At 36.6% G+C, this 12,539-nt stretch carries 8 protein-coding genes; 2 read left to right on the top strand and 6 right to left on the bottom strand.

All coding sequences use genetic code 11. From position 1 onward, the window contains the following. Positions 1–53: 53 nt before the first annotated feature. From SAGCYANO_RS08535 to SAGCYANO_RS08510, 6 genes are all read right to left on the bottom strand, one after another. Complete coding sequence (locus SAGCYANO_RS08535) at positions 54–1,058, bottom strand: diguanylate cyclase domain-containing protein (protein WP_237395970.1); 1,005 nt, start codon at positions 1,056–1,058, stop codon at positions 54–56. Positions 1,059–1,084: 26 nt separating this feature from the next. Then, on the bottom strand, positions 1,085–1,846 hold the full coding sequence (locus tag SAGCYANO_RS08530; protein WP_202219683.1) for a PAS domain-containing protein: 762 nt from the start codon (positions 1,844–1,846) through the stop codon (positions 1,085–1,087). Beyond that, positions 1,843–2,970, bottom strand: a complete 1,128-nt coding sequence (locus tag SAGCYANO_RS08525; protein ID WP_202219682.1) for a PAS domain S-box protein — start codon at positions 2,968–2,970, stop codon at positions 1,843–1,845. Before SAGCYANO_RS08525 ends, SAGCYANO_RS08530 begins: the two co-directional genes overlap by 4 nt. Beyond that, on the bottom strand, positions 2,952–3,596 hold the full coding sequence (locus SAGCYANO_RS08520; protein WP_202219681.1) for a PAS domain-containing protein: 645 nt from the start codon (positions 3,594–3,596) through the stop codon (positions 2,952–2,954). The genes SAGCYANO_RS08525 and SAGCYANO_RS08520 overlap by 19 nt, the downstream gene beginning before the upstream one ends. A gap of 1,350 nt (positions 3,597–4,946) precedes the next feature. Then, entirely contained in the window at positions 4,947–5,384 is a 438-nt protein-coding gene (locus SAGCYANO_RS08515; protein ID WP_202219680.1) for a cell wall metabolism sensor histidine kinase WalK, read from the bottom strand. Between the two features lie 62 nt (positions 5,385–5,446). Next, complete coding sequence (locus SAGCYANO_RS08510) at positions 5,447–6,601, bottom strand: histidine kinase dimerization/phospho-acceptor domain-containing protein (RefSeq protein ID WP_202219679.1); 1,155 nt, start codon at positions 6,599–6,601, stop codon at positions 5,447–5,449. Between the two features lie 558 nt (positions 6,602–7,159). Here SAGCYANO_RS08510 and SAGCYANO_RS08505 point away from each other — a divergent pair. Beyond that, positions 7,160–11,101 (top strand): response regulator, encoded by a 3,942-nt coding sequence (locus SAGCYANO_RS08505; RefSeq protein ID WP_202219678.1) that lies wholly within the window; start codon positions 7,160–7,162, stop codon positions 11,099–11,101. A gap of 103 nt (positions 11,102–11,204) precedes the next feature. After that, the gene (locus SAGCYANO_RS47415; protein ID WP_255502499.1) at positions 11,205–11,330 is read left to right on the top strand and encodes a hypothetical protein; all 126 of its coding nucleotides are present in this window, start codon (positions 11,205–11,207) and stop codon (positions 11,328–11,330) included. The last annotated feature ends 1,209 nt before the right edge of the window (positions 11,331–12,539 follow it).

The raw sequence follows: 12,539 nt of genomic DNA, 5'->3' as shown, positions 1-12,539 counted from the left end.
ATAGCTGATAGCTGATAGCTGATAGCTGATAGCTGATAGCTAATAGCTGATAGCTAGTCAATAATTATATCACCTATATAGGGAATCACCTGATTTCTACCTTCTTTTTTTGCTTGATAAAGTGCTTGATCTGCTCCTGCAACTAAACTTTTATAAGTAGCTTCAGGGAATGGGATAATACTAGATACTCCTAAACTTAGGGTAACTTGTTTATATATTGGTGAATTTCGATGAGAAATCTGTAATTTATATACTTTTTGCTGAACTATATTGGCAATATGAATTGCTCCTTCTAAATGAGTATTAGGTAAGATAATAGCAAATTCTTCTCCTCCATAACGAGCGACTAAATCTGTAGGACGTTTGACTACTTTCGAGATAGCTTTTGCTACTTGCTGAAGACACTCATCACCTTTTTGATGTCCATAGGTATCATTATATTTTTTAAAAAAGTCTATATCGCACATGATTAAAGATAATGGTTTTTTCTCTCGCCCCATATGTAACCATTCTTTCTCTAAATATTCATCAAAACAACGTCGATTAGCTATTTGGGTTAATCCATCTAATGTAGCAAGTTGATATAATTCTTGATTAGCATTTTGCAGTTGTTGATAAAGTTGTGATTGTTGAATAGCAATTTCTAGTTGAATTCTTAACTGGTCTAATAAATTTATTTCCCATTTTTTCCACTGGCGTTTCTTGCTACAATTATGAGCAAATAATATCCCCCAAAATGTATCATCGTTAGTAGAATTAGCTCCAACAACTAAACTTTTTGCTTGAATATTATCTTTTTCTTTTGGGTTTAATACCCCACCGTCTACAGGATGTTGACAATTAGTTGGGGTTTGCCCCATCCAGTTTTTGCTTCTTCCTTCTTCCTTCTTCCTTCTTCCTTCTTCCTTCTTCCTTCTTCCTTCTTCCTTCTTCCTTCTTCCTTCTTGCTTCTTCCTTCTTCCTTCTTCAATAGTTGTAGATTCTTGGATAAAGATTGGCATAATTAAGCAAGCTTTAATTTGGAAAAAATCTAATAAATTAGTAGAAGATAGTTTCACTGTGGATTGATAAATATCTGTAACTGCTATAATTTTATCTGATTTTTTTCTTGTATAAACTGTTGAGTTGTAATTATATAATCATTAAATTCCCAATCTAACATTGAGGGTTTTCCTGGTGCTAAAGATTCTGCTAAAACAAGAATAGATTTATCTAACATTTTACGTTGAATAATTACTCGCTCTACCTGTAAAATATTTCGCACTTCATCTACGGCCTTTTGCAAAATTTCTGATAAGTTTAAAGACTGGCGAATACGTTCTGTTATTTTACGAATTAATTGTTCTTGTTGAGTCTGTCTTTGTAGATAGTCTTCTACTTGTTTACGTTCTGTAATATCGGTGTAGGAACCTACCATTCGCAATGGGTTTTCTTCTTTATCCCAGAGTGCTTGACCTCTATCCAAAATCCATTTATATGTATTATCTTTACATCGGATACGATATTCAGTAGTAAAGTACGGTGTTTTCCGATTAAGATGTTCTTGAATAGACTGTATTACTAAATTAATATCATCAGAATGAATACGATTTTTCCAATCATCTACATGATTAAAAATTTCCGTTTCTGTATAACCTAAAATTTCTTGGCAACGCGTTGAATAAAAACATTCATTAGTTTTAATATTCCAATCCCAAATACCATCATTATTACCACGCAAGGCTAATTCCCAACGTTCTTCACTTTTTTTTAAATCCAATTCCATTTGTTTACGCTGGGTAATATCTTTAATCAAGCCAATTAAATATTTTGGTTCTTGGGAAGTTTTAATTAAAGATATATTCAAATATGACCAAATAATTTTACCTTTTTGTGAATTAAACGGTTATCAGTTGAATAATTTTGTATTTTTTCTGACAGAAGGGAGCGTAAATTAATTTCATAATCTGGCAGTTCTTCTGCATAAATAATATCCATCAAATTTAACTTTGATAAATCGGCGTTACTATATCCCAAAATATTCCTAAATGCTTGGTTAAATCGGAATATTTTTCCTGATAAAGTAGCAAAAAATATTCCCATTACAGTCTGTTCAAAGGTTGCACGAAATTTTTCTTCACTTTCTTTTATTACTGCTTCAGCTAAAACATAGGAAGTGATATCTTGAAAAATTACTTGATAAAATTTTTCATTATTCTCTAACTGAATAATTTTATAAATAATATTTACCCAAATCCAATTGCCATCTTTCCTCAAAGCTAGAATATTTGGTATAACATTTTTGCCATTTTTTGCTGTTTCCAGTATTGTCGCTATTACTTTTTGCTGTATTTCTGGTGGATGGATTTGTTTGGCGTGCATTTGCACAAGTTCTTCTCTGTGATAACCCAATATTTCTGTAGCTTTATAGTTAGCTTCTATAATCTTTCCCTGTAAATCAGCAATTAAAATTGCCTCACCCGCATCTTGTATAAATGCACGGTACTTAAGCTTTGAATTTTTTAATTTTTCTTCGACTTTTTTGCATTCTGTTATATCAGAATAAGTTGTAATAATTATGTCATTTAAACTTGAGATAAAAGTAGACTTCACACTAAGCCAAATCACTTCTTTACTTTCTTGAACCACTCCCATTTGTAAATTTTCAACAGTCCTTTTTTCTCTACAAGCTACAATCCAAGCATATTCTTCTTTTGGCATTTCTGTGCCATCATATCTGATGATTTTCAACTCTAACTTAGCAGCTTTGATTGACTGAATTTCCTGCCGTTGCCAACCAAAAACCTGCTTTGCTTTGGGATTAATTTCAATAAAATCACCTATATTATCTGTAATAAAAAATCCTATTTTTAAAATATTTAGTACCGCTTTATATTCCTCTAAATCCCGGCCTATATTTCGTTTTACTTTGGTCAAAGATTGAGACCTATCTTGATTACTCCAGATTTTTATTAAGGAAATAGTTGACATTTTATTGAAATAATTAGTTGGTAAAAACCATGATTTTTCCTATTTTTATCGACTCTATATAAATTATCTAATTCAATAAAATGATGTTCAAATATGTGTTTTTCCCGGTCTATAGTGAGATATGGGAGTTGAGAATTATAGTTTTCGTTCGGGCTATGATTCAAAAGTAAAATAGGAGATTTTTTTGTACTATCATCTTCTACAGTTTCTTGAAAAATTGATATTTTATCATTAGTTATATCTGTTGAAATACCATCAATCCTAATCGGTTCTCCCCTAGCATTACAAATAAGTTTAGCTCGAACATCTAACCATCTAATTTCTTGTTCAGAACTAGAAGAGTAACGAACGATTCTATATTGTAGTTTTAAGAATTTATTTGAGCTAATAATAGCTATAGAATCTTCTACTTTGGGCCGATCTTCAGGATAAATAACTTCTAGCCAGGAGAGAGGGTTTCTTAATAAATCAGATACTGGTTTTCCGTAGATTATTTCAGCACTATCACTAAGGTAAAGAAGATTTTTTGTTAATGCTTCAACTGACCACAACACACTTTCCATAGACTTGATAACATTTTGGCATATTTCCTGACTACTTGCACTATATTGATGAGGATCATTCATAGCCTAACCACCAGATTTATATAGGAAGTTGAAATTTTCCAGTTGACCTAAACAAAACTTAATAAGAATGAAATTTTTATCAAATCCTTGATTAATATCGGTCACTTTTAGCCATATCCATTTATACAATTTTACAGCTAAGGATAAGTTAATTATAATTTATAATTATTTCCCATAAATTAGAGAAATTGCTGAAGTAGTTATTCTGATTATTTTCCGATAAGTTTAATAATAAAAATTCTAGTGGCGAGCATAAAGTTAAAAAAATTCATAAGGAGCGATCGCTGAAATTATTAAGGGAGTAGGGAGTAGGGAGTAGGGAGTAGGGACGTTGCATGCAACGTCCCTACAGAGTAGGGGGAAATAATTGATGAATAAGAGTACAATAATTGATTTGATTTTTGATTGTTGGAGAATAATATCAATTATGTAATTAAATATAAATATCCTAACTTCTTGGCAAAAAAAACCAGTATTAACAAAGATACCATTCAGGGGTTATATTCAGGGGTTCTATAAATGGAAGTTAAAAATCATAAACTCAGGAGAGATAAATATCTGAATTAAACAGCTTGTAACATTTAATCAGGGAAGTTAAAAGACAAGTGCAGGAGATGTTCCTGGAACTAAAAAGATAAATTATTGCCTAATAAATGGTATCAAAACTATTCATTCTGACTCCTGACTCCTGACTTCCCCTCCCTCCTGGGAGGGGTTAGGGGTGGGTTGGGAGGGGTTAGGGGTGGGTTGGGAGGGGTTAGGGGTGGGTTGGGAGGGGTTAGGGGTGGGTTTACTCCCAAGAAATAACCTAGTTAGGGTTTGCGCTCAAAAGTCTTATGGGTAAGGGTAGGAGACAGCTATACTGGAGACAGGAGACAGGAGAAATGGGAATTATAGAGGAGGTAGGAGGAAGAATAATCAAGGGATTATTCTGCGCAACAAAGCCGCCTAAAATGCTAATTTTTTGAACCATTACGACCATTAAGCTTGGACTTTTTTAAACTAAAAAATGCGCTAAGGCTTTATATCTCAATGCTTTTAGATTTAATCAGCAAACCCTAGTTATACCATTTCTCACGCAAGAATGCTATGTATGATGGGGTGGGTGGGGAAGTGTGGGAAGTGTGGGAAGTGTGGGAGGTGGGGGGAGGGGTTAAAAGTAGGAAAAATCTATACTAACCGACTAATAATTGTCAAAAAAAGACTTTGAATCTTGGTAAATATTTGACTGTTGAAGTATAACTGAAGTATAGCATTGCTTTTGGGAATTGGTATTATTTGTAGCAAATATTTATCAATTTTGTATTACTCCATATATGCAAAAACCGCTATAATTACAAACCACAAAAACTATTTTTTAACTGCAAATTTCACAGTAAATATACTGCCTTTATCTAACTTTGAATAAACTTGAATAGTTCCTCCCATTCCTTCTACCAAAGTTTTAACAATAGATAAACCTAAACCAGCCCCACCACCAGCACGATTTCTAGCTTCATCCGCTCGATAAAAACGTTCAAAAATCTTAGCTTGTTGTGATAAAGAAATACCCTGACCTTTGTCACATACCTGAATAATTGCTTCACCACTTTGTTGACACAAATTTAAAATTATCGGTGAATCTTCACCAGAATATTTAACAGCATTATCAATTAAATTTAGTAAAACCTGTTTCAAGCGATTGCGGTCTACCATAACTTCAATTAACGAGAATTTTATAGTTTTATCAATCTGATATTGTGATTTTCCGACAATATTTTTTGATTTTAAACTTAATTTACTAGCCATATAATCACCCTCAACATTATGTTCTAAATTTAATTTTTTAGAATTGTCAATATGTGTAGAGTCTAGATTATTTTTTCTGTAATAATTGAATTTTTACTACCACTAAATATTTGCTCTAAATTAACAATATTATTTCCATCACCAAACCTCAAAATAATTTCTCGATCGCTAAATTGTTTAGCCATTTCTACCACTTCTGCTACCAAATCATTCAGTACAACCGCTTCTAAATGAAAATGAATTTGTCCACTATCTGCTCTAGCTAACTCCAGCAAATCTTTCAATAACTCAATAGTACGTTGTGCTTCCCCAGAAGCTGTCGAAATAGCTTCTTTCTGAATCTCCGTTAAATTATTACCCCTTCTCAAAAGACTCTGAAGATAACCAGAAACAATAGTCAAAGGAGTTCTTAACTCATGAGAAACATTACTAACAAACTGTCTTTGCTGTTCCCAAGAATCAGACAACCGTCCCAACATAGTATCCAAAGTCCTTGCCAACTCCTTAACTTCACTAGGAGCACGTTCTAAATAAACCGTTGCTCGATCCAGAATATCAGCATTAACATTATCAGCAAGTTGACTAATATGACGCAGAGGCATGAGAGAACGTTGAATATAGACAGTTATAGCAAGTGTTACTCCAATTATTGCCAAAATACTCGCTACACTTAAACTCATAACCATAGTCACTAACATCTTTTGATCGCGGGAAATGTCTAGAGCAATATAGAGTTTCCCAACATTCATCTCATTAATTGTTAAAGGACCACCACATAACACAAAATAGCGTCCATTTATTGGATAAACTAAAGGCTTTGAGGGCATTTCAGCTAAAGATTTTAAAACAAAGTGGTCACTGTCACTCTGGAAATTTTGTGATTGAACTATCACAGTACCTTGCTGATTTTTGACCCAAATAAATACATTGGCCAATGTTAAATTATCAATAGCTTTCTGTAAACTTTTCTTGACGTACCACGTTTCACTGTACATTTCAACATCTCTGGGAAAACGTTCAGCTATCTGCTCAATATTATGCTTATGAGTAACTATCAACAATTGCTGCATCTTCCAACTTGTCCACAAAGCTACACTCCCCAGTCCTAATACTGAAAATAATGCAATACCCAATGTTAGGCGTGTTTGCAAAGAAGATGGATCGAGTTTCCACCGCTGTAATCTGAGATTTTTAGGCCATTTAACGATAAAATTCATTTTAAATAACTATGCGTAAAAAATATTTAAACTACAATTGTCATTAACTTAGCTACAGATCCTGAGAAAACCCTGATAATTTTTTGGAGATATTCATACCTTCTGTTATTTGAAATTGCTACGCTGTAATTAGGAAACTATTTCTAGGAAATAAAATTTCAAGAACACTTTTAGACACAATCATGTCTAGGGTAGTGGCGTGATACAGCTAAAATGGTGGATTAGATGGGGAGATGGGGAGATGGGGAGATGGGGAGATGAGGAGATGGGGAGATGGGGAGATGGGGAGATAAAGACACCTAGTGGTCTGTCAAGTTAGTTTTGATGGGTTAATCTTCCTCTGTAACCTCTGTCTTTTATGCTCTCCCTGCTCGTCTCAACCCATCAATTCAAAGCTGACAGACCACTAGAAACAAAAATTTATTACACGGTTTTAGGTGTGTCACGCCAGTAGTAACCATTAGGGAAAAGCAAATCACTAATTTGTAATTCTGATACTCCAACCAGAGTCATGAGTTTGTAGTGGTTTGCTGCATAGGAGCAATAGTGAAAGACCCGATGAAACTTCGTCAAAAAACATTAATAGTTATTAGTACGGCGATCGCTAGTTTGATAGTGGTCTTGTGTATTACAGCATCAATTATGTTGTTTTATGGTTTCCAAAATTTGGCAGGAGATTACGTTTGTCTAGATGTAGCAAGGACATTAAATAGATTAGATGATGAGATACCTGATTTATCTGTAAGGGCAAAACAGGAGAGGATATTTGCCTTATCAAAAAAGTTAGTTGATGAGAATAAACTAGAATCTAATGCTATGAACGAAGGTACAAGGCAGGGGACAGAGGGCAGGAGCCAGAATTCTCTTCTGCCTGTCTTGAGTGCGTCTTACATTCTGAGGAGACCTCATAATTACGCACTCGCTTCTGTATTCTGCCCTTTGCCTTTCCTGATTATGCGCTACCACAGTCTATGGTTTTGGACTTACTTTATTCTTTCATTGATAATAGTAGGTCTAGTTTTTGGGATCGTTATGCTTGCAGTCAGAGCAAAATTGTTAGTCTCTCGTATTTCACAATTCAACAAAATAGTCAATCAAATAGCTTCTAGTGGAGACCTTTCAATGCGCGTACCAATGCCAGGGGATGACGAGTTGTCAAGCCTTGCTCAGACTATGAATAAAATGCTAGAAGGCTTACAAAATTCTCAATTTGAATCTCAAGATAGCGAAGAACGCTATAGACTAATGGCAGAAAACTCCACTGATATGATTTCTCGTCACTCTCCGGATGGGGTTTTCCTTTATGTATCCCCCGCTTGTCGCAACCTGATGGGATATTCTCCATTAGAAATTGTTGGTACTCATCCAAAAGAGTTTTTTGCACCTGAAGATATTAAAGCAATTGCCAAAGCTTATCACACTATTATTAACAATCCGGTAACTTACACTATTGCCTACCGCCTCCTTTGTCAAGAAGGTAAATATGTTTGGTTTGAAACCACCGCTCGTACAATTCGCGATCCTGAGACGGGGAAAGTACAAGAAATTATTGCAGTTTCTCGTGATATTTCTGACCGTAAACAAAGAGAACAAGAATTACAAGAAAGTGAAGCAGCTATTCGGAGATTGTATGAAATAACTTCTACTCCTTGTCAAGGTACAAATCAAGATAACTCTACAATTTCCTGTTTTAACAACCGCCTCCAAAAATTATTAGAAATGGGCTGTAAAAAGTTCGGCCTGGAAATAGGAGTCTTATCTAGAATTGAAGATAATAAATATACTATTATTGCAGCTAAAACTCCCGATAATTCTATTTTGAAAGGAGAAGAATTTGACTTAGAAAAAACATTTATTTTTGCAGCAATAGCAGAAGAGCCAATATGTTTTGAATCTATTCAATATTCAGGTTTTTGTATCACAGTAAATATGGCTTTTCAAATCGACGCTTATATGGGAACCTCAGTTGTAGTAGGAGGCTCAGTTTATGGTACTCTAAATTTCTGGAGTCCTCAAGCTCTGAATGAACCTTTTAAAGCCGTAGATAAAGAGTTATTAAAACTAATGGCTCAGTGGATAGGTGGAGAATTAGAACGTCAAAAAACTGCTAATGATTTAGCAAAAGCTAGAGATGAAGCACTCGCTGCTACTAGAGCAAAAAGTGAATTTTTAGCTACTATGAGTCATGAAATTAGAACTCCAATGAATGCAGTTATTGGCATGACTGGTTTACTATTAGATACTCCTCTCAAAACAGATCAAAAAGATTTTGTTGAGACTATTCGTAGTAGTGGTGATGCCTTACTTACACTCATTAATGATATACTTGATTTCTCAAAAATAGAATCTGAAAAACTAGATTTAGAAGCTAATCCTTTTGATTTACAAAATTGTCTAGAAGAATCTATTAACTTGTTAGCAGCAAAAGCTAGTGAAAAGAATTTAGAACTTGTCTATTTCATCGCTCCAGAAACTCCAACTACTATTATCGGAGATATTACTAGGGTACGTCAAATTTTAGTTAATCTCTTGAGTAATGCTGTGAAATTTACCTCTCATGGTGAGGTATTAGTTTCTGTTAGTAGCAGAAGGGTAGAAATACTTGAAGAAGGAAGAAGGAAGAAGGAAGAAGGAAGAGGGAAGGAGGAAGAAGGAAGAGGAAAGGAGGAAGAAAGAGAAAAGAACGAGGAAAGAAGGAATAAGGAGGAAGAAGGAGTAATAAGGAATAAGTGGATGGGGACTCAAACTTCAACCAATTTTCAACACCCTGTAGACGGCGGAGTATTAAACCCAAAAGAAAAAGATAATTTAAGAGCAAAAAATTACTCAGAATTTAATAGTTGTGATATTTTTCCCGTATATGAAATACAATTTTCAGTCAGAGATACAGGTATTGGTATTCCTGCCACTCGTATGAATCGTTTATTTAAGTCTTTTAGTCAAGTTGATTCTTCTACAAGTCGGGAATATGGGGGTACAGGTTTAGGATTAGTTATTAGTAAAAAATTAGCTGAAATGATGGGTGGTCAGATGTGGGTTGAAAGTATGGGTGGAGTTGCAGGTAATCCCCCAGCAGGCTATAAACTTTTAGATGAAAAATTAGAGTATGTCAACGAAAGATCGGGTTCAAGTTTTAATTTTACAATAGTCGCAGAATGTAGCGTTCAAACTGTCAAAGATAAATTAATTAAAACTAATTATTTAGATAACAATCAAGATAAATTAATAGATAAAAGAATACTAATAGTTGATGATAATAGTACAAATAGAAAAATTTTGTTGAAACAAACTGAATCCTGGGGCATGATAGTTAGCACTGCTGAAAATGCTACTCATGCTTTAGATTTAATAGCTAAAAATCACAAATTCGATCTAGCAATTATAGATATGCAGATGCCAAAAATTGATGGTTTGACTTTGGCAAAGACAATTCGTCAAAATCCAAATTATCAGGATTTACCTTTAGTAATTTTGACTTCTTTCGGTAGGCAAGAAATAAATCTTTCTCATCAATTATTTGCAGCTATTATTAATAAACCTGTTAAACAATCTCAGCTTTATGAAGTATTACTAAATATTTTTTCTGGTAAAGGTATTGAAATTAGAATCACAAACAATAATAGTAAATGGAATTCTCAAACTATTCCTTTATTAGCAAAGCAATTACCGCTGCGAATATTATTAGCAGATGACCATTTAGTTAATCAAAAAGTAGCTTTGCAAATTTTACAACGCATGGGATATCGTGCTGATGTAGTTAGTAATGGTTTAGAAGTTTTAGAGGCTGTGTTTAGCGTGCCTTATGATGTGGTTTTGATGGATGTACAGATGCCTTTGATGGATGGCTTAAAAGCTGCTCGTCGCATTCGACAAGAATATGAAAATGCCACAAAACATTCTGAAACAGTTTCTCAACCAAGACCTCGAATTATTGCTATGACAGCTAATGCTATGCAGGGCGATCGCGAAGAATGTATAGCTGCGGGAATGGATGATTATATTAGTAAACCAATAAAAATGGAGCAACTTATAGAAGCTTTGAGTAAAGCTAAGTCTGTTGCGTCAGAAGGAAAGGAAATATTGACTTTCCCACAATCAAATTTATCTCCAGCAACCGCTCAAGACGATAATCATATTTTTACAGAACAGACTATTCTTGAGAGTAAAGTAATAGAAGGGTTGAGAGAAGTAGAAGCTCTAGATGAAGTCATAGATATTTATTTAGAAACTTCTCCCGAACTTCTAGAGAATATCAATATTGCCATTAATCAAGCCGATCCACTTATACTTAAAAATGCTGCTCATTCTCTCAAATCTATTAGTGGTACTCTGGGGGCAATGGCTCTTTATAAAATTTGTCAAGAATTAGAAATTATGGCTCGTTTAGTTGATGAGTCAGGAAATTCTACTCCAGCAGAAGCAATAGAGATTTTTTCTCAGGTTAAAGTGGAGTATGAAAAAGTTATTAATGCCTTGAAAATAGAACAACAAAAGCAGTAGGGGCGGGTTCGGCAGTAGGGGCGGGTTCGGCAGTAGGGGCGGGTTCCGCCTCAAGTTAACGGTGTAACAAATTGTTTAGATAAACCCGCCCCCAACCCCAAATGTGGCAACAGTAGGGGCGGGTTCGGCAGTAGGGGCGGGTTCGGCAGTAGGGGCGGGTTCGGCAGTAGGGGCGGGTTCGGCAGTAGGGGCGGGTTCCGCAGTAGGGGCGGGTTCCGCCTCAAGTTAACGGTGTAACAAATTGTTTAGATAAACCCGCCCCCAACCCCCAAATGTGGCAACAGTAGGGGCGGGTTCGGCAGTAGGGGCGGGTTCCGCCTCAAGTTAACGGTGTAACAAATTGTTTAGATAAACCCGCCCCCAACCCCAAATGTGGCAACAGTAGGGGCGGGTTCCGCAGTAGGGGCGGGTTCCGCAGTAGGGGCGGGTTCCGCCTCAAGTTAACGGTGTAACAAATTGTTTAGATAAACCCGCCCCCAACCCCCAAATGTGGCAACAGTAGGGGCGGGTTCGGCAGTAGGGGCGGGTTCCGCCTCAAGTTAACGGTGTAACAAATTGTTTAGATAAACCCGCCCCCAACCCCCAAATGTGGCAACAGTAGGGGCGGGTTCGGCAGTAGGGGCGGGTTCCGCCTCAAGTTAACGGTGTAACAAATTGTTTAGATAAACCCGCCCCCAACCCCCAAATGTGGCAACAGTAGGGGCGGGTTCCGCAGTAGGGGCGGGTTCCGCAGTAGGGGCGGGTTCCGCCTCAAGTTAACGGTGTAACAAATTGTTTAGATAAACCCGCCCCCAACCCCCAAATGTGGCAACAGTAGGGGCGGGTTCCGCAGTAGGGGCGGGTTCCGCCTCAAGTTAACGGTGTAACAAATTGTTTAGATAAACCCGCCCCCAACCCCCAAATGTGGCAACAGTAGGGGCGGGTTCCGCAGTAGGGGCGGGTTCCGCCTCAAGTTAACGGTGTAACAAATTGTTTAGATAAACCCGCCCCCAACCCCCAAATGTGGCAACAGTAGGGGCGGGTTCCGCAGTAGGGGCGGGTTCCGCAGTAGGGGCGGGTTCCGCCTCAAGTTAACGGTGTAACAAATTGTTTAGATAAACCCGCCCCCAACCCCCAAATGTGGCAACAGTAGGGGCGGGTTCCGCAGTAGGGGCGGGTTCCGCCTCAAGTTAACGGTGTAACAAATTATTCAGAAAACCCGCCCCCAACCCCCAAATGTGGCAACAGTAGGGTCAAGTTCCGCAGTAGGGGCGGGTTCCTCAGTAGGGGCGGGTTCCGCCTCAAGTTAACGGTGTAACAAATTATTCAGAAAACCCGCCCCCAACCCAATAATCTAATGCTTTTAATATAAGGTACAATAATTAACGGTATGGGGCAGGTTTAGTTAATTCCATTATCATCATCAAAATTAATGACGGAACCAGCCCCTACAACTTGT

The organism is Okeania sp. KiyG1 (genome assembly GCF_014132355.1).
GTDB lineage: Bacteria > Cyanobacteriota > Cyanobacteriia > Cyanobacteriales > Microcoleaceae > Okeania.
This window is presented reverse-complemented; position numbering and strand designations above follow the sequence as displayed.